Annotated in this window: 19 protein-coding genes; 7 read left to right on the top strand and 12 right to left on the bottom strand. The window is 64.5% G+C overall.

What is annotated here, in order from left to right; genetic code table 11:
• Positions 1 to 141: 141 nt before the first annotated feature.
• Complete coding sequence (locus NLR35_RS13160) at positions 142 to 576, bottom strand: cupin domain-containing protein (RefSeq protein ID WP_257166960.1); 435 nt, start codon at positions 574 to 576, stop codon at positions 142 to 144.
• Positions 577 to 919: 343 nt separating this feature from the next.
• Positions 920 to 1,576 (bottom strand): glutathione S-transferase family protein, encoded by a 657-nt coding sequence (locus tag NLR35_RS13165; protein ID WP_257166961.1) that lies wholly within the window; start codon positions 1,574 to 1,576, stop codon positions 920 to 922.
• A gap of 184 nt (positions 1,577 to 1,760) precedes the next feature.
• Between NLR35_RS13165 and NLR35_RS13170 the strand changes: the two genes are divergently transcribed.
• Positions 1,761 to 2,981, top strand: a complete 1,221-nt coding sequence (locus tag NLR35_RS13170; RefSeq protein WP_257166962.1) for a polyhydroxyalkanoate depolymerase — start codon at positions 1,761 to 1,763, stop codon at positions 2,979 to 2,981.
• On the opposite strand, the gene NLR35_RS13175 is transcribed toward NLR35_RS13170, so the two are convergent.
• Positions 2,971 to 4,014 (bottom strand): AraC family transcriptional regulator, encoded by a 1,044-nt coding sequence (locus NLR35_RS13175; RefSeq protein WP_257166963.1) that lies wholly within the window; start codon positions 4,012 to 4,014, stop codon positions 2,971 to 2,973. The two genes, NLR35_RS13170 and NLR35_RS13175, sit on opposite strands and share 11 nt — an antisense overlap.
• Before the next feature lie 133 nt (positions 4,015 to 4,147).
• Between NLR35_RS13175 and NLR35_RS13180 the strand changes: the two genes are divergently transcribed.
• The 3 genes from NLR35_RS13180 (at position 4,148) to NLR35_RS13190 (ending at position 7,352) form a co-directional block, all read left to right on the top strand.
• Positions 4,148 to 4,597 carry a cupin domain-containing protein gene (locus NLR35_RS13180; protein ID WP_257166964.1) on the top strand — a complete coding sequence of 150 codons (450 nt, stop codon included), beginning with the start codon at positions 4,148 to 4,150 and terminating at the stop codon, positions 4,595 to 4,597.
• A 278-nt stretch (positions 4,598 to 4,875) separates the two neighbouring features.
• Positions 4,876 to 6,363 carry an NAD(P)/FAD-dependent oxidoreductase gene (locus tag NLR35_RS13185; protein ID WP_257166965.1) on the top strand — a complete coding sequence of 496 codons (1,488 nt, stop codon included), beginning with the start codon at positions 4,876 to 4,878 and terminating at the stop codon, positions 6,361 to 6,363.
• Positions 6,364 to 6,557: 194 nt separating this feature from the next.
• Positions 6,558 to 7,352 (top strand): substrate-binding domain-containing protein, encoded by a 795-nt coding sequence (locus NLR35_RS13190; RefSeq protein WP_257166966.1) that lies wholly within the window; start codon positions 6,558 to 6,560, stop codon positions 7,350 to 7,352.
• 92 nt (positions 7,353 to 7,444) lie between these two features.
• On the opposite strand, the gene NLR35_RS13195 is transcribed toward NLR35_RS13190, so the two are convergent.
• The 4 genes from NLR35_RS13195 to NLR35_RS13210 all read right to left on the bottom strand — a co-directional run bounded on the left by NLR35_RS13195 (position 7,445) and on the right by NLR35_RS13210 (position 11,140).
• Positions 7,445 to 8,242, bottom strand: a complete 798-nt coding sequence (locus NLR35_RS13195; RefSeq protein WP_257166967.1) for a transporter substrate-binding domain-containing protein — start codon at positions 8,240 to 8,242, stop codon at positions 7,445 to 7,447.
• A gap of 164 nt (positions 8,243 to 8,406) precedes the next feature.
• Positions 8,407 to 8,646, bottom strand: coding sequence for a hypothetical protein (locus NLR35_RS13200; RefSeq protein WP_257166968.1), 240 nt, complete (start codon positions 8,644 to 8,646; stop codon positions 8,407 to 8,409).
• A gap of 139 nt (positions 8,647 to 8,785) precedes the next feature.
• Positions 8,786 to 9,712, bottom strand: a complete 927-nt coding sequence (locus NLR35_RS13205) for a cysteine rich repeat-containing protein (protein WP_257166969.1) — start codon at positions 9,710 to 9,712, stop codon at positions 8,786 to 8,788.
• Positions 9,713 to 9,931: 219 nt separating this feature from the next.
• Complete coding sequence (locus NLR35_RS13210) at positions 9,932 to 11,140, bottom strand: MFS transporter (RefSeq protein WP_257166970.1); 1,209 nt, start codon at positions 11,138 to 11,140, stop codon at positions 9,932 to 9,934.
• A 62-nt stretch (positions 11,141 to 11,202) separates the two neighbouring features.
• On the opposite strand from NLR35_RS13210, the gene NLR35_RS13215 reads away from it, so the two are divergent.
• Entirely contained in the window at positions 11,203 to 12,006 is an 804-nt protein-coding gene (locus NLR35_RS13215; protein WP_257166971.1) for a helix-turn-helix transcriptional regulator, read from the top strand.
• Between the two features lie 123 nt (positions 12,007 to 12,129).
• The gene (locus NLR35_RS13220; protein ID WP_257166972.1) at positions 12,130 to 13,479 is read left to right on the top strand and encodes a malonyl-CoA decarboxylase; all 1,350 of its coding nucleotides are present in this window, start codon (positions 12,130 to 12,132) and stop codon (positions 13,477 to 13,479) included.
• Between the two features lie 971 nt (positions 13,480 to 14,450).
• On the opposite strand, the gene NLR35_RS13225 is transcribed toward NLR35_RS13220, so the two are convergent.
• Complete coding sequence (locus tag NLR35_RS13225; RefSeq protein ID WP_257166973.1) at positions 14,451 to 14,861, bottom strand: SRPBCC family protein; 411 nt, start codon at positions 14,859 to 14,861, stop codon at positions 14,451 to 14,453.
• A gap of 145 nt (positions 14,862 to 15,006) precedes the next feature.
• Between NLR35_RS13225 and NLR35_RS13230 the strand changes: the two genes are divergently transcribed.
• Positions 15,007 to 15,249 (top strand): hypothetical protein, encoded by a 243-nt coding sequence (locus NLR35_RS13230; protein WP_257166974.1) that lies wholly within the window; start codon positions 15,007 to 15,009, stop codon positions 15,247 to 15,249.
• A 299-nt stretch (positions 15,250 to 15,548) separates the two neighbouring features.
• Here the strand turns inward: NLR35_RS13230 and NLR35_RS13235 are convergent, their stop codons facing one another.
• From NLR35_RS13235 to NLR35_RS13250, 4 genes are all read right to left on the bottom strand, one after another.
• On the bottom strand, positions 15,549 to 16,013 hold the full coding sequence (locus NLR35_RS13235; protein WP_257166975.1) for a DUF2269 domain-containing protein: 465 nt from the start codon (positions 16,011 to 16,013) through the stop codon (positions 15,549 to 15,551).
• Between the two features lie 74 nt (positions 16,014 to 16,087).
• Positions 16,088 to 16,558 carry a DUF4265 domain-containing protein gene (locus tag NLR35_RS13240; RefSeq protein WP_257166976.1) on the bottom strand — a complete coding sequence of 157 codons (471 nt, stop codon included), beginning with the start codon at positions 16,556 to 16,558 and terminating at the stop codon, positions 16,088 to 16,090.
• A 98-nt stretch (positions 16,559 to 16,656) separates the two neighbouring features.
• Positions 16,657 to 17,151: a hypothetical protein gene (locus NLR35_RS13245; RefSeq protein WP_257166977.1), complete on the bottom strand. Its 495-nt coding sequence runs from the start codon at positions 17,149 to 17,151 to the stop codon at positions 16,657 to 16,659.
• Between the two features lie 165 nt (positions 17,152 to 17,316).
• On the bottom strand, positions 17,317 to 18,366 hold the full coding sequence (locus NLR35_RS13250) for a hypothetical protein (protein WP_257166978.1): 1,050 nt from the start codon (positions 18,364 to 18,366) through the stop codon (positions 17,317 to 17,319).
• Between the last annotated feature and the right edge of the window lie 8 nt (positions 18,367 to 18,374).

An 18,374-nucleotide genomic window follows, 5' to 3' on the forward strand; every position in this document is an offset into this window, starting at 1 on the left:
CCACGTACGCAGCTGTTCACGCCTAGATGTCGGCGCGCGACCGCATGTCCCACGACATGATGATACGGGGAATCCGATCGCAGGGCGCGACCGGAGGCCAGCGTTAACCGACGGCGGCGAGTCTGGTGTGACGCGGGCTCGTCAGGTCCAGGGCGTGACCGGCGGCACCTTGTCGGTGGCCGGCGGCATCTCGACCGTCTTGAAGTCGGCCGGGCTGACGATCTCCATATATTCCATGTCAGGGGAATAGTCGTAGAGGTAGTGCACGATCCCCGGCCGCTGATGCACGACGTCGCCGGCCTTCACCAGTGTCGGCTTGTCCTCATACATGAAGCGCGCCCAGCCCTTCATCATGATCACGATCTGGAAGTCGCAGTCGTGACGATGCCAGCCGGTACCATCGACGGGCGGACAATCAGGGTTGGCTTTGACGAGATGGCAGATCACCTGGCCGCCGGTGGCGTCGGCGATGCCGAGATCGCGGTAGAGGAAGAAGTCACGCAGGCCACCGCCCTCGTAGTTGGTGTCCTCAGGCTTCACGTGCGAGAACTTGGTCACCACAGCATGCTGGTTCATGACGGCCTCCACCGGTTGATCGCGGCTTCCGCGACCGTCGCGACCGATCGATTGGCCACGCTGGCCACCAAGCCCGAAAGTCCGTTGTGCCATGCGAAAACCACGCCACGCCTGACGCGCTGCGCGCGAATCGACGACCGGCGCGGAATGTCGGTCAGAACTGATTGTTAACAAAGCGGCTTTTGCGACATATGCGTCAGCGGCCGCGCGCCAGATCCTCCGCGACAGGGACGTCCATCCGGCTCGAAATTGGGCAGCACTTGCCCGGGCGATGAGCGGCTCTCACGCTCATTCGACAGCATGAAGGGAGGACTGGGGCCTCGGACCGGGACTCGCGACGCAGTTAGTACTCGACCTCGAGCTCCTCGATCTCCTCCGGCTCTGCCTTTGCCGCGGCAATCCATTCCTGCATCTCGGGCATCGCCATGATCAGGTCGGCATAGGCCTTGAGCCGCGGCTCGAGCTTGACCTCATAGGTGACGAAGCGCGTCACCACGGGCGCATACATCGCATCCGCCATGCCGCGCTGTGCGCCGAACAGGAACGGCCCGCCGGACTTGTCCAGGCAGTCGCGCCAGATCGCCCAGATACGGTCGATGTCGGCCTGCGCGCGGGTCCAGACCTTGAAGCCCGGGAAACGGCCTTTGAGATTGACCGGCAGCGAGGCGCGCAAGGTGGTGAAACCGGAATGGATTTCGCCTGATATCGAGCGGCAATGCGCGCGCGCGATCCGATCGGCCGGCAGCAGGCCGGCCTGCGGGAAGGTTTCGTTGAGGTATTCCGCGATCGCCAGCGTATCCCAGATCGTCGCGCCGTCGTGCCGCAGGCAGGGCACCAGGATCGACGACGACAGCAGCAGGATCTCGGCGCGCGCGGAGGCATCATCGGGGTCAACGACCACCTCGTCGAAATCGAGCCCGGCGAACCTGGCGAGCAGCCAGCCGCGCAGCGACCATGACGAGTAATTCTTGCTGCTGATCGTCAACGTCGCTTTGGACATCTCGCCCTCCCCCTTTGTCGCCTGTCGTTCAGCCCGCGCGGCCGCTCCGCGTCCGCGGCATCACGCGCGGAGCCCGATACTCCAGCGATTTCATTCAGCAAGCGACATGCCAGTTTTTCAGGCAAGACTCAGCCGCTCTGGCTCCGATATTGCATAGGTCACTATCTGTAACGGATCGGACCCGATGGCGCTGCTGTACCAAGCCTATCAGAACCACATGGACCTGAGCGAACCCTGGCGCCAGGGCGCAGCGGCGGCCATGCGCTACCTCAACCTGGTCCCGTCAGGCCTCTCCAGCCGCGCCATGCGGCGCGTGTCCGCGGCGCTCGAGCTGATCTCGCGCTCGGCCCTGACCTATGCACGGCCGGCCTACGGCATCGATAGCGTGATGGTCGGCAACCGCGAGCTCGGCGTCACCGAGGAGGTCACGTTCAAGACCCCGTTCGGCTCACTCTTGCACTTCAGGAAGGATGGCGCTGCGGATCAGCCCAAGGTGCTGCTGGTCGCCCCGATGTCCGGGCACTTCGCCACGCTGTTGCGCGGCACGGTCAAGACGCTGCTGCAGGACCACGACGTCTACATCACCGACTGGCACAATCCGCGCGACATCCCCCGCGACCAGGGCCGCTTCGGGCTGGAAGATTACACCGATCATCTCATCACGTTTCTGGGTCAGCTCGGACCGCGGCCCCACATGGTCGCGATCTGCCAGCCATCGGTCTCGGCCTTGGCCGCCACCGCCGTGATGTGCGAGGGCAACCATCCGTCGCGGCCGGCCACGCTGACCCTGATGGCCGGGCCGATCGACACTCGGATACAGCCGACCAGGGTCAACGAGTTCGCCAAGAGCAAGCCGATCGACTGGTTCGAGGACAATCTGATCCACTACGTGCCGTTTCAATGCAGGGGCGCGTTCCGGAAAGTGTATCCAGGCTTCGTGCAGCTCACGGCCTTCGTCTCGATGAATCTCGAGCGTCACGTCAAGCAGCACCTGGACCTCGCCGATCACCTCGCCAAAGGCGAGGTCGAGAAGGCCGAGACCATCAAGACGTTCTATGACGAGTACTTCGCCGTCATGGACCTGCCGGCCGAGTTCTACATCGAGACCGTGCGCGACGTCTTCCAGGATCATCTCCTGCCGCAGGGCAAGTTGATGCATCGCGGCAATCCGGTCGATCCCAAGGCCGTCAGGCGCATCGGCCTGATGACTGTCGAGGGCGAGCGCGACGACATCTGCTCGATCGGCCAGACGCTGTCCGCGCAGGACATCTGCACCAATGTGCGCGCCTATCGCCGGGTTCATCATATGCAGGCCGGCGTCGGCCATTACGGCGTGTTCAGCGGCAAGAAGTGGAACAACGAGATCTATCCGCTGCTACGCGACTTCGTCCACGTCAATTCGTGAAGCGGCTGCGCTGCACGCGTTGCAGCGTCGCTGACGGCGCCTCGCCGAACTTGTCGCGATAGGCGCCCGCCATCCGCCCGAGATGAGTAAAGCCGAGCTCGAAGGCGAGGTCGATGATGCGCGCCTCCGGCGGTGCCGTCATCAGTTGCGCATTCAGCCGGGCGAGCCGGATATCGAGCAGCATGTCCGAGATCGACATGCCGAAATGACGGCGGAAGCCACCTTGCAGCGCACGGACGCCGACACCGGAAGCTGCTGCGAGCTCGGCGAGATCCAGCGGCTCCGTGGCCTGCGCGGCGAGCAGATCGCGGGCGCGGCGAACGGCCCGGGGCAGCGCGTCGCTCCTTCCGGAATGGAGCCTGATCGCCTCCGAGAGCCCGCCGCTCGGCTGCTGGAACAGGATGTCCAACAGGAGTTCGCGCCAGTCGGCAGCGGCGACGGCCGACAGCCTTCCCTCGCCCCCGAGATTTTCTGCAAGCTCGGCGAGCGCGAGCATGTGCGCCCGCAGCCGCGAACCGCGCTCTCCGGACAAAGCGATCGCGGGATCGAACTCGATGGGCTGCACCGCGCGGCCCGAGAGCGCCGCCGCGCGCTGCTCGACCATGCGGCGGTCGAGCAGCAGGATCAGCTGGGCGCAGTTGTCCCAGACCATGCGCGTCGGCATCGTGGGCGACAACAACGAGGCGGCGCGATTCGGCCCCGTCGCAACCTCGCGCGCGGCGGTGTGGATGCTTGCTGCTCCTGCGAATGGCAGCTGAACCAGGAAGAAGCGATCGAGGCAGCCGGGATCGATCGTGACCACGCCGCCATATTCGACGTAGTTGATGGAGAAGCCGCCAAATGCCGCACAATTATGCAGCGCGAGGAAATCGCGCGCAGTTTCTGCCTTGGGCTGCAGCCCATGGGGACAGAAGATGCGGCCTATTTGTTCAGCGGCCTCATCGACATCGTGCGTTGCAACACGGCAATAGGCCGCGAGCCGCGGCGAGGCGGCTCCTTTCCAACTACGATCAGCGGCTGCGTCCGCAGTCATGGCTCACATCGTCCGTCGAAATCGTTTGAAACCTATAATAATTAGCATCTGGCGTCGAGGGATTCGTTTTCTGGATAGACACCGCGTCGCGATCTGCTCGATCCTTACCTCGTGTGCAGCAAGGAGATCCGCCATGACCACACTGGAAAAAGGCATCACGCCCGCCGGCACCGGCTATGCCGGCAAGACCTGGAACATCCTGGGTCAGCTCTATTTCCCCAAGGCCGTCACCGACTCCACCTTCGCGTTCGAGACCAACAGCGATCCCGGACAGTTCGTCCCGGTTCACGTCCATCCCACCCAGGATGAGTTCATCCTGGTGCAGGAGGGCGTGCTCGATCTCAAGCTCGACGGCGTCTGGGTGAAGGCGCATGCCGGCGATCTCGTGAGGATGCCGCGCGGCATTCCGCACGGCTACTTCAACAAGTCGGACAAACCGGCGCGCGCGCTGTTCTGGGTGTCGCCTATGCAGAAGCTCGAGGCGCTGTTCAACATGCTGGACAATCTCGCAGACCCCGCAGAAGTCGTGAGGATCTCCGCCGAGCACGAGGTCAACTTCCTGCCGCCTGAAGCCAACGACTAGGCGACGACGCCGAGCCCACGAGCTCTTCATTGCAATTGCAGCGCGGCGCGCGATAAGCGCGATCGGTGCTGCACGCCTTGCCGGATGAGCGGGTGCTCGGCTTGAAAGACGTCCGACCGGCGAGAGTGTCTCGCCGTGTCACCGACGCTGGCCTGTCCATCGTCGCACACAGCGGTCGCGCCGGGCGACCTTCGTCATCATCACGTTCTCAGCGAGCTGTTGCAGCGCGGCCGGTCAAGGCTGTCCGCACGCGGCTTCGCTCGACAACAGGAGGTCCCATGATCACTCGAAAGAACGTCTGCGTGATCGGCGCCGGTGTCTCCGGCCTCGCCGCAGCCAAGGCATTCAACGCCCACGGCCACAATGTCACCATCGTCGAGCGCAGCGCCGACCTTGGCGGCGTCTGGGAGCCGGCACGCTCCTACCCTGACGTGCAGACGCAGAGCCCCAAGGAGCTCTATCGCTACACCGACAAGGCGATGCCCGACACCTATCCGGAGTGGCCGAAGGGACCGCAGGTCTATGCCTATCTAGCCGACTACGCGAGGAGCCACGACCTGACGCGCCTGATGCGGATGAACACCACCGTTCTGTCGATGCAACGGCGTACCGACGGCCAGCCGGGCTGGACGCTCGATCTGAAGACCGGCGATCACACAGGTCGTGAGAATTTCGATTTCGTGGCCGTGTGCACCGGCCAATTCAACGAGCCTCAGACGCTATCACTTCCCGGCGAGGATCAGTTCAAGGCGGGCGGCGGCGCCGTCGTGCATTCGTCGAAATACAACGATCCCGGCATGATCAAAGGGCGCAACGTGGTCGTGCTCGGCGGCTCGAAGTCAGCCACCGATATCGCCGTCAACGCCGTGCGCTCCGGCGCGCGATCCGTGACCATCGTGTTTCGCGAGCCGGTGTGGCGCATCCCCTACTTCATCGGCGGCCTGATCAACTTCAAGCGCATCCTCTACATTCGCGCGCAGGAGCAGATGTTCGCGAGTTGGGGCATCGGTCCGCTCTCGCGCCTCGCGCACGTCCTCGCCAAGCCGCTGGTGTGGGCCAATTGGCGTGGCCTGGAGAGCCTGCTCAAGGCGCAGCTTAAGCTCGCCAAATGCAACATGGTGCCCAAGGAGCGAATCGAAGACGGGGTCAACTGCTCGGTCCCGATCGCGACACCCGACTTCTTCCCGATGGTGGCCGACGGCCGGATCAAGGCGGTGCTGGGCACCTTCGATCACTACGAGGCCAACACGGTCGTCGCCAGCAATGGCGAGCGCATTGCGGCCGACGTCGCCGTCCTCGCCATCGGCTACAAGCTCGGCGTCCCCTTCCTCTCCGAGGCCGACCGCGCCAAGCTGGTCGATCCCGACGGGCAGTACCGCCTGTATCGTCTGATCGCCAATCCGGACCTGCCCGACATGGGCTTCGTGGGCTTCAACTCCAGCTTCTGCACGGTGCTCTGCGCCGACATGGCGGCGCATTGGCTGGTGCGTTACGCCGACAAGCAGCTCGCGCATCAGCCGAGCGAGCGCGAGATGCGCGACAACATCGAGATGATGCTGCACTTCAAGCGCGTCGAGCGTCCAGCCGCCGGAGTCTATGGCGGGCTCTGCGTCGCGCCGTATCACTTCAAGCATTTCGACGAGCTGCTGGCCGACATCGGCGCGAAGCGGCGGAAGCGAAATCCCCTGGCAGAAATGTTCGCGCCTCCCGACGCAGACGCGTATGGTGACTTCCTGGCGTCGGCGCCGTCCTACCAGGCGAGTTGATCGGCAGAACCGGTCGACGTGTTCGCCGCACTGCAAACACGGCGACGTCACAAGCATGGCGGATGGTGGTGGCAAGAGCGGGCTCCCAGCGGAGCTCGCAGGCGGGCGGCCCAGCCTGTCCGAGGCTGGTCTTCCGGGCAAGGCCGCGCTATCCAGGGCGCCCTCCGCTTTCAGCGGTCCGCCCGGAGCTTGCCATGACAATCACGACCCGTCTCCGCACCCTTGGCCTTGCCGTCTCGGCCGCCATCCTCGTCACCACTGCAGCTCAAGCCGCCGAAATCCATGTGATGATCTCAGGCGGCATGACCGCTGCCTTTAAATCGCTGGTGCCGGAATTCGAGCGGCGCTCCGGCCACAAGGTCAGCATAGCCTATGGCCCGTCGATGGGAACGACGGCGAACGCGATTCCGGTTCGCCTCGAACGCGGCGAGCCGGCGGACGTGCTGATCATGGTCGGCTACGCGCTGAGCGATCTCACCACCAAGGGCAAAGTAGCTCCCGACAGCTATGTCGAGCTCGCCAACTCGCCGATCGGCGTCGCCGTCAAGTCGGGAACGCCCCACCCTGACATCTCGAATGCCGATGCGGTGAAGCGCATGCTGATCGCCGCGAAGACCATCGCCTATTCGGACAGCGCCAGCGGCGTCTACGTCTCGACCGAGATGTTCGACAAGCTCGGCATCAGGGAGGAGATGAAGGGCAAGGCGCGGATGATTCCGGCAACGCCGGTCGGCGAGATCGTGGCGCAGGGCGAGGCCGAGATCGGTTTCCAGCAGATCAGCGAGCTCAAGCCGGTGCACGGCATCGATATCGTCGGGCCGCTGCCGGCGGGCCTGCAGAAGATCACGGTGTTCTCGGCCGGCATCGCCACGGCCTCGAAGGAGCCGGAGGCCGGCAAGGCGCTGATCCATTTCCTGGGATCACCGGATGCGCGCAAGACGATTGCGGAGAGCGGGCTCGATCCGATCGTCAGGAGGTCGCCGAACTAATTCGGCGGCGCTGGAGGTCCAGACGGAAGCTCTCCTCGCGGGATACGCGGGGAGAGCTTAGTCGCCGTAGCTAAATGAAGGAGCCGACACCATCACTGCGTGAGCAGCGTGGACTCGCTGAGATTGTTGGCGCCGTAGGCCTTCTTGAGCAGTCCGTTCGCCTTGGCCTCGGTCATGAACTTGGTCACGAAGGCCAGCGATTGCGGTCGCTTCTGCGGCACCGCGACCGCGGTGTCGGTCTTCTTGAAGGTCTCTGCGAGCACCTTGGTGCCGGGGATCTGCTTGGCGATGAGGTTCAGCTGATCGCGGGCGAGCGTGAGTGCGTCGATCTCGCCGGCCGACAACAATGCGAAGACCTCCTCGTAGGATTTGAAGCCGACGACGGTCGCCTTCTTCATGAACGATTTGGCACCGCGCATGACGGTGGTGTCGTTGATCGCCGCGACCTCATGGCCCGCTTGATCGAGCGCCGCGATATTGGGGACGTCGAGGCCGGCGCGAATGATGAAGGTGGTGTCGACCGAGTCGTAGACGGGGCCGAACGAAATCTTGGTCTCGCGCTCGGAATCCTTCGGCAGGAAGCTGACATCCCAGGCGCCCTGGGGCGCTCCCTCCACGATGGAGTTCGCATTGGAATGCTCGACGAACTCGACGGGCACGCCGACCTGCGCAGCCATCGCCTTGCCAAGCTCCACCGGCACGCCGGCGTAACCGCTGTCCGACTTGATGCACCAGAACGCACCGCCGGCCGCCCCCACGGCGATAGCCACCCGGAGCTTGCCTGTCGGCGCGATCTCTTCCTTCAAGCCGGCTGCGAATGCCGTGTTGCCGATAACCGTGACTACCGCAGCTGCCAGGGCTGCGTCACGCAGCCAGCGCCAGAACGCCATGGCCCTCTCCCATCGAATTGCAAGTGGATACAGACCGCACCTTGCCGGGAGCACCGTTAAATACAGCTTACCTTGCTTATGCAAAGCAGCATGCGGCGCGTAAAACTCGCGCGCCGCAATTAACGATTCGAATAATGCGATATCGAATACTTATTAAGCCAGCCTTAAACGCAGCGCCGCACCCAGACGCCGTTCACCAGCACGGTCCGGCAGGCGGCAGTGGCAGCCGCCACCGGCGGCTTGCGGACGACCACGGCGCCGCCCGCGCCGGCACAGCCAGCGCGGACGACACCGCGTGCGCAGACGACGGCATTCGCATCCGACATTGATACGAAGGGCATCAAGGCCAGGACGAAAAGGCCGCACAGGGTGGAAAGAACGATACGTGAAAGAATGGCGCGCATGTCGAACTCCTGATGATCATTCGTTAGTAAAATATCCACCCTGTCCGAAATCTGCCGAGCGCGCCTGATCTTGGCAACTGTGACAATTTGGGTGGATTGAAGCTGCGCATCAGCCGGATGCGCGCTTGCGCAGATCCCGCTACCGATTGACGGCAAACTCCGCCAGCACGCCCTTGCAGCCCGGCGACAGCGCGCTCGCATTGGCCGCCAGGCACTGCGCGATGCGGCCGCCGCCGGGATCGATGCCGCTGCACAACGCACGCGCATCCGTGCCGCACGCCGCCCGGACGATGCGCAGCTCCTCCAACGGCCGCAGCGGGCGCAGCACCATCGCAGGAGCAGCCGGGGCCGCGGCCGGTGTCACCGCCGGCACAGCCGCAACCGCCGCGCTTTTCGCAGCCGGAGCCGCGCCGCCGCCTGCGATCGCCTGCGCGCAGGATGGCGATACCCTCGCCTTGTTCTGCTCCAGACATTGCAGCGCCGCCGAGCCGCCCGGCGGCACGCTGCTGCAGACCTTGCGATAGTCCGAACTACAGGCGCTGCGGATCGCCGCGACCTGCGCCTCGCTCGGCTTTGCGGCCTGAGCCGCCGCCGCTGGCTTCGCCGGCTCTGGCCTCACTGGCTCCGGCTTGGCTGGCTCAGATTTGGCCGCCTCAGGTTTGGCGACCGCGACGGCCTGGGCCGGTGAAGCCGCCGGCGCCGGCTGTGCGACCGCCTTCGGCGGCTCGGCCGGCGGGCTTGCTTCGGCTGTGGCCGGCTTACTCGCAGTTGGAAGCGGTGGAGCCGCCGGCTTGGCTTCAGCAGCGGGCTTCGCCTCCGCGGCGGGCTCGAGCGCCTTCACCGCCGTCTGACAGGATGACGACAGGCTCGCCATGTTCTTCTGCAGACATTGAAATGCCGCAGCTCCGCCCGGCGTCACGCTGGAGCATTTCGACATGTAGTCCGATCGGCAGGCCGATTTGATCGCATTACGCTGTGCATCGGTCTGCGCCAGCGCTTGGGGTGCAGTGCCCCCTGTGGCAGCCGCCAGCCCGAGAGCAAGCATCCATCCGAAACGATTGATCATGGGTCGGTCCTCAATGGCATTGAGCTTGAATTCATTGTCGCCGGCGCAACGTGGCGCATGACGATCGATTGAAAATTGTCAGTCTCTCTTCGCGGCAAACGCTGCGCTGGCGGTCAGGGCTTGGCAACTGGGAAAAAATGGGTGGATTGCCTGATGCTGGGATTTCTTCGGGCTGCAGCTGTCTCCTTCTGACTCATCAATGTTGCCCTCATGAGCTCGTCATTCCGCAGGCACCTCCCGTAACGCGGGCCGCGCCGCCGGAAGCTCCGGCGGCAGGATCAGCGCGGCAATGATCGCGACCAGCGCCAGCGCCGCGAACGCCTGCAGCATGGTGACGAAGCCGCCGCGCTCGTACAGCCAAGCAACGAGGCCGACCGAGGCGCCGGCCGCCGTGAAGCCGACGAAATAACGCACGGCATAGGCGCGCGAGCGCCACTCCTCGGCGGTGTACTTGCCGACCATCGCGTCGTTGACGGTGACCTGACCGAACGCGCCCATCACAATGCCGATCGACGCCGCGATCAGCGCCCAGTCGCGCGCGTCGGCGGCGAGATAGAGCAGCGGCGCCAGCACCAGCGACAGCGGCAGCGCGACGGCCTTCAGCGTGTGTCGATCCAGCAACCGCCCGATCGTGTACTGCGTCATCGCGCCGAACACGTAGACACCGGCGGCGATCACGCCGAGCAGCGCCGGGCTCTGCGTCAGCCCCGCCAGCCGCTCCGCGAACAGCTTTGGCAGCGCCACGGTGATCGCGTTGAACGTGGTGGAGATCGCGATCACCACCAGCAGCAGCGCCAGCACCACGCGCCACATCTGCTCGCGTGCGACGCGGGCCTGCGCCGCAGCCTGCTTCGAGCCGCGGCGATCCTCATGTGCGACCAGCATCGCGAAGGCCACGCCGATCCCGATCGTGATCACGCCGGGCACGATGAACGCGAAGCGCCAGCCGAAATACTGTCCCACCACACCCGTCACCAGCGCCGAGGAGGCGACGCCGAGATTGCCGAACACGCCGTTCAGCCCCATGTCGCGGCCGAGCCGGTCGGCATAGGACACCAGCATCGCGGTTCCCACCGGATGATAGATCGAAGCGAACAGGCCGATCGCGAACAGCGCCGCGCCGAGCTGCCACGGCGTCTGCACCAGGCCGACCGAGATCATCGACAGGCCGATGCCGAGATAGAAGATCAGCATCATGTGCCGCCGGCTCCAGCGGTCGCCAAGCCAGCCCGTCGCCAGCGCCCCGGCGCCGAAGGCGATGAAGCCGGGCGTCGCATAGGGCAACAGGTCGGCATAGGCCATGCCGAGCGCCGGGCCCATGATGATGACCGCCGCCGCGAAGATCAGCATCGCATAATGGTCGATGAAGTGGGCCGCGTTGACGAAGCCGATGACGCGGCTTGGTCTGTTCCGGCTTGGGCTGTTCATGAGCGTATCCTCGATTCCCGGGTAAATCGGTTATACTGGCTCGCCCCAACGAGAAGCCGCCAATGACCATCGTGGACACGCCATTGAAGCCGCTCGGCGACGACCGGGTGACGACCGAGCCGGGCGTCCATCTGATCGCGCGCAGCTACCATAAGGGCGCCCGGCTCGAGCCGCACATGCACCGGGAGTCGCAGCTGATCTACGCCTCCGCCGGCACGATGCAGGTGACGACGCCGCAGGGCCGCTGGCTGGTGCCGCCGGATCGCGCGGTGTGGGTGCCGGCGCGGCACGCGCATGCGATCGACATGCTGGCCGACAGCCAGATGCGGACGCTGTATTTCGAGCAGGACTGGCTGAAGCGCGAGGCGCGTGGTCAGCGGCTCGACCGCGAGTTCGTCGTGCAGGTCTCGCCGCTGCTGCATCAGGCCGTCCTGGCGATGTTCACCCCCGACGCTGCGCCTGAGCGCACCGCGCTGCTGGTCCGCCTCGCGCTGCTGGAATTGCGCCGCGCCGAGGACTCCTCGACCTTCATCCCGCTGCCGCAGGATCCGCGCGCCCGCCGCGCCGCGCTGCTCGTGCTCGCCTCGCCCGCGAGCGAGCAGGATCTCGCGACCCTCGCGAGCGCCGTCGGCAGCTCCGCCCGCACCCTGTCGCGGCTGTTCGCGGCGGAGACGCGTCTGAGCTTCAAGGCGTGGTGCCAGCGCGCCCGCATCGCCGCGGCGATCGAGCGGCTCGCGACCGACCGTCATCTCTCGGTCAAGCAGCTCGCGGCCGATCTCGGCTATGCCAGCGTTCCGGCGTTTTCGCATGCGTTCCGGCAGGTGACCGGCCGCACACCGACCGAATTCGCCGGCCAGGGCGCGTGACGGCAGCCGCGCGTCGAGGCGGCAACGGCGTTGACGATTTGTTATGTTTGAATGTCGCCACCTTTGCCATAAATCCATGTAACATCGCAGCCTGTCGCTTTTCGGGGATTCGACTGAGACCAGATGGCCAACGCCTTTTTCACTGACCTGATCACCACCATTTCCGAGCGCGGCCGGACACTGCTGCGCGGCGGCACGCCTGCCGTCGACAAGCACGATGCCACGAGCCTTGCCGAACTGTGCGAGGCGCTGGTGTCGGGTGCCGGCGAGGCCTCGGGCACCGCGATGGCCCGCGACGTGCTCGACGGCTATCATGATCTCGACGCCGACGGCCGCAAGGCGTTCTTCACCGCGCTGGTGCATGATTTCGGTCCCGACAAGACCAAGCTCGCCAAGGCGATCGAGGCGTGGCGCGCGACGCCGTCGGACGAAGGCGCCAGCGCGCTGCATTTCGCCTCGGAGCCGCGCCGGCAGGAGCTGATCCGCCGGCTCAACCGCGCCCCGGGCGGCACGCCGGAGCTGGTCGCGATGCGCACCGATCTCCAGGATCTGCTGAAGTCCAATCCGGAACTCGCCGCGCTCGATCGCGACATCGTGCATCTCTTGAGTTCGTGGTTCAACAGGGGGTTTCTGGTGCTGCGCAAGATCGACTGGTCGACGCCGGCGAATATCCTCGAGCAGATCATCCGTTACGAGGCCGTGCACGAGATCCACGATTGGGACGATCTGCGCCGCCGCATCGATCCGGTCGACCGGCGCTGCTACGCCTTCTTCCATCCTGCGATGCCCGATGCGCCGCTGATCTTCGTCGAGATCGCGCTGACCGAGACCATCCCCGGCGCCATCGCGCCGCTGCTCGCCGTCGACCGCGCGCCGGTACCGGCCGATCGCGCCCGCACCGCTGTGTTCTACTCGATCTCCAACACCCAGCGTGGCCTCGGCGGCATTTCGTTCGGCAACTTCCTGATCAAGCAGGTGGTCGAGGAGCTCCGCCGCGAGCTGCCGAAGCTCGACACCTTCGTCACCTTGTCGCCGGTGCCCGGCTTCATGGGCTGGTTGAAATCGACCGAGGATGCGACCGAAGAGGATCGCAACGTGCTCAAGCTCCTCAACGAGCCGCGCTGGGTCGAGGACGCCGAGATGACGGCCGAGCTGCGCACCGTGATCGAGCCGCTCGCCGCGCAGTACTTCCTGAAGGCACGCACATCGAAGGGCAAGCTGATCGACCCCGTCGCCCGCTTCCACCTCGGCAACGGCGCCCGGCTGGAGCGCATCAACTGGCTCGGCGACCTCTCGGCCAAGGGCCAGCGCGAGTCGGCGACCGTCATGGTGAACTACCTGTACCGGCTCGAGGACATCGAGAAGAACCACGAGGCGTACGCGAACGAAGGCGAAGTCGTCGCGTCCAGCGCCGTGAAGAAGCTGCTGCGCGGCGAAGGCCGGCGGCTGCTGGATATGAGGTTGTCGTCGTAGTTGGGCCCTCACGAGGTTCATGAGACGGAACGCTCGCGCTACAAAGTCAGGGTCATCCCGGCGAACGCCGGGATCCATAACCACAGGGAGTGGTTTAAGGCAGGCCCGCCGTTAGACCTCGCCAAGCCCACAACCGCCGCGGAGTATGGGTCCCGGATCGGCGCCGCGACGCGCCTTGCGCGTCAGGGCTTGTCCGGGACGACAGCGATGGAAAACAGATGCGCTGGTGGCTCGCAAACACACGCATGAGATGGTGCGCTCTCGCAACAAACACCTCCGTCATCCCGGCGAACGCCGGGATCCATAACCACAGGGAGTGGTTTGGGGCAGACACGTCGGTGGACCTCGCCAAGCCACGTCCGCCGCGGAGTATGGGTCCCGGATCGGCGCCGCGACGCGCCTTGCGCGTCACGGCTTGTCCGGGACGACACCGATGGAATAACCGCTTTCACATCTCAAACAGCCTTGGGGACGTGCGACCGTGGCCTCGCGGCGCTTCGCGCCCGAGTGCTGCATCGCTCATGTCCCTCCGATCGAAACAGAGGGCGCAGGGAAGACCGGGTGCTGGCCACACCCATGGCCCCCGTGCGAGAGAAAATGCACGGGGCAGGAACCACAGGTACGACCGGTGCATTCCGGCCTTCCCTGCGCGATGGTTTTCACGGTGTCCTTCGTGCTCTCCCCGGGGATCGGCGTTCTTGCCCCCGTCATCCGCGCGCGCCGTCAAGCAACAACGCAGACTTGACCTCAGCGTCGAGAGGCCAGGACCACACGACTTCTCCGTCCGCAAGAACGCCGGTCGTCTGCCGACATCCTCACAGCCACCGCGTCCCTGCCCGACGTTCGTGACGACGCGTACGCCCCTCTGCGATGAGGCAGGACACGCGTATATATTGCTGATTTTCGGAAACCGTCAAGCGGAAAGATTCGGATTCCGCTCACGACGCGCATGCGCCCCCTGCCCGTACCCCTCACGACGCCCTCGCCTCCACGTGTCGCGCAAAGCTGTCGAGAATCGCCTGCCAGCCGCCCTGCTGCTGCTCGACCGAATGCGTCGTTTCGGCATCGAAGACGACGCGAACGACCACGCCCTTCGGACCCGGCTCAAAGTGTACTTCGGCTTTGCGGTCGCCGAACGCGTAGGCGATCAGCTTGTGCTCGACCACCTTGGTGTAGGTGCCGGCAAAGTCGAAACCCATGCTGCCGTCCTTGGCCTCCATCCGCGAGGAGAACGCGCCGCCTTCCCGAAGATCGACTGTGGCCTTGGTCGTATGCCAGTCGTCGGACGCAGCATTCCATTTCACGATGTCGGCCGGCGTCGTATAGGCGCGCCAGACCTGGTCGATCGGGGCTGCGACGGTGGTTTCGACGGTGATCCGCATGGGTGTTGCTCCTCGCTCGATGTGACGGCTCGCTGCAGGTGTGCAGCGGATGTGCTCGAAGGACGATCCAGGCTGGCCAGTCCCGACAGTTGGTGAGATAAATTCTGCTCCGGGGTCGCTGCAAGCATGATCGGTGGGAACAGCGATGCGAGCGTCATTCGTCGCCGTCGCAGCCCTAATGGGCGGCGCGCTGGGTGCAGCCATCCTCGGCTACGCGGCGCTGGCGATCGGCTTCTTTGCCCTCAGCTTCGTCCCAGGAGGCATTCACAGCGACTGGAGCATCCTCGCGCTGCTGGGCGTCGTGGTCGGCCTCGGCATGGGCGGTCTCTTGGGAATGTGGGCCGGCGTCGCATGTGCCAAGGTCGTGCTCAGGGCGAAACATGAGTAGCTGGCGGCCCGGCTTCACGATCATGCCGGGTTAGGGCCTCTCTCCGCAGATGCGTTCGCGCGTGCGGAGAGAACCCCTCACCCGAGCGAGCCTGTCGTCGATATCCGTGTAGCCCTCTCCCACAAGGGGAGAGGGCGCAGTCATTGGCACGGCAGCGACGCTGCTCTATCGCCAAGCGCCGGTGCACCCTCTCCCCTTGTGGGAGAGGGTGGTTTCTCACGAAGTGAGAAACCGGGTGAGGGGTCTCTCTCCGCAGAGACGGTCGAGCTTGTGGAAACAAACCCCTCACTCCAAGGTCCTCAGTCCGGCTTGAACACCATCAAATAGAAAATTCCGAGCATGGCTGCCGTCGACGGGAGGCCGAGAAAGGTCCATATCTTGAATCGTCTGTGATACTCGGCGGGCAGCTCCGAGCCGGCCGCAACGGCCTCGTTCGAGAGGTCGACCATGCGATGCTGCAGCCGGACGCCGATGAGGAAGCAGACCGCCGCCACGCCGAGCAGCATCAAGGCCCATCCGATCCATCCCGTCGACATCGGATACTCCGCGATCGATGCCATCCAAACCCCAGTCGCCACCTGGATCAGCGCAAACACGACCGTCAGATAGAGCTCCACCTTGACGATAGCGGGTCCGAATTCCGCAATCCATCTCGTCTTCTTCGAGCCGTAGACGATCGTGCCGAGCACCGCAGCAAAGACGCCACCGCCGAACAGAACCGTCGAGCTGATGATGTGGATCAACGTCAGCGCCTGATAGAGCATGGACCGGCATCGCCCCCGTCATTGTCGATCAAGCGTTTCCGCAACGAAGCGAACGCACAGAATCTTTCGAAAAATCAGTTCACCCACCAATCTACTAAGTTTCCATCTTCGTCAAAAATGTTCCCGAACTCCCATTGAACGTCGGGACCCGCCACCAGCTTCATGAGTGACCTGATCTTATCCAGGCCGAGATTGATATGAATGCTCAAAAGGAGGAGCGACACGTCCTCGTCACTCCTTGCCGCTTCGTACGTTCCGTTTTCGGAAAGAATCGCATCGATCAGCGCGCGCACGTCCGGTCGGTCCAGCGGCCCCTCGACGAACGCGCGAATGGCGACTTGTCCGCTCCGCGACACGATCTCGAACTGACCGCTATCCGGATCGACAATCTTGACGACATCGTCAAGGCCGACACCGTAGGCAAAGCCAGGAATGCTCCGAATGACATATTGCCCCTCTTGCCGTGTCATCTGCGCGAGGACGACTTCCCGCTTCAGACGGCCGTCCACGGCAGCAATCGGCAATTGTATGATCCCCTCCTCCATATCTGCTCTTCCCTCGCCTGACGCCTTTGACCAGCGCCTTACCGCTCCTCGTCCGAGCACATCTTACGTTCAGGAACAGCTCGTCATCCCACGACCAATCAGGTCGCTGACGCCAGCCATAGTTGTTCGAATGCTTCGAAGGAGCGATGCGGGAATGTGTCGCGCCTCTTTTGGAAGCTGGGCTCGCCATACAGCCACCGTACCTTCTCAAATTGGCGATACATCAGCCCGACGAACTGCCGGACCCTCACGTCCACGCTCAAAATGAGCGAGCCGTGCGGTGGGACTCCGTCCCATCCGCTGCACTCCCAGCACTCCACGCGGGCCAGATGCCGTTGCTCCCTGTGGACAGATCCCGTGACGACCATCGAACCCGGCTCATCGCGCAGCCTCGCAAAACCGCTGGCCTCACCTCGCAGCAGCGAGCGACAGAGGTTGGACAATTCTATCACTGGATCTCCGGACACGTGCGTTATCTGGATCGAGATCTGGCCGCGCGGCGTGATCAAATGCAGATCGCTCCATCCACCGATCCCGCGGACATACAGCAAATCGACTTCGTCCGTCAGATTTATCGCGCTATCCGAACTCATTTGAAGACCCTGCCAGGATGAGATCTGCAGCTCCCAGCGATCGCTCGCAATCCTTCGCTGGTTTGGATGAGCATTTCGGCCCCAAACTCGAACGTCAATACCCGCTGCAACTCCGGCGACATGGGTCGAGACGCGCCGCGAGCGACGCTCCCTCGCCATGACCAGTCAGGTGGCCTGCGGCCGCAGCCGCAGCACCGCCGGCGGCAGGTTGGCCGCCAGCCATTCCGCAATCACCTCCTGCTTCCGGTGATACGCCAGCCCCACCGCCACCACCGCCACGCCGATCAGCGACAGCGCGAACGGGAACAGTAGTGAGTCCTTGAAGACGACGTCGGCGAGATGACCGAGATACATCGTGATGCCGATGGCGCCGAACACGGCGTAGGCGCGGCGGACGATGATGACGGCCACGGCGAGCAGGCCGACATTCATCAGGCAGTAGATCGCCTTGCCGAGCTCGGTGGCGCCTTCGGTGGCGCTGATGCCGCCCCAGAAGGCCATCAGGCCGAACAGATGCAGCCAGAAGCCGAAGTCGCGGTTGTCGCTGGTGTAGTCGACGATCCAGGCCGTCACGAGAATGCCGAGGCCGAACCAGATCGAGACGATGCGGCGCATCTCCCAATCGATGTGGCTGACGTTGAAGATCCAGGGCGTGAGGTCCATCGACATGAACCACAGCGCCACCGAGATGATCGCGTAGATGAAGGGCACGCGGTAGAAGCGCAGCGCGACGGCCCCTGCTGCGATGGTGGCGAGCTCCATGAACAACCAGCTGCCCTTGATCCAGACATAGAAGTCCTGAACCGTGCCGGGCTTGCCGAAGCGGCCCCACCAGCCGAGTTCCTCCTGGATGCCGTAGACGGCGAGCGGCGCCATGGAGACGGCGATGGCGATCAGCAGGCCGCCGGGGACGCGTAAGCTGCGGCGCCAGAGGTGGTCGCCGGCGAAGCCGAAGGCCAAGGCGTAAGCGAGCGCGCAAGCCGTGAGCGCGCGGCTGCCCATCTGCGAGAAGGCGACCGTCGAAAACAGGCCCATGGCGCCGATCACGATCAGCGCGCCGGCGTACCAGAGCAAATGCGCGGCATCGAATTTGGCGCGGGGGGTGTCGGTTGAGGGTGCGCGTTGGTGGAGATAGGCGAGCAGGCGCTGCAGCTCGTCGGGACTGATGGCGCCGGCACCGGCGGCGGCGCGGAGGTCGGTTTCGGAATAGGACATGGTGGTTA

The sequence above is a fragment of the Bradyrhizobium sp. SRS-191 genome (assembly GCF_024586915.1).
GTDB lineage: Bacteria > Pseudomonadota > Alphaproteobacteria > Rhizobiales > Xanthobacteraceae > Bradyrhizobium.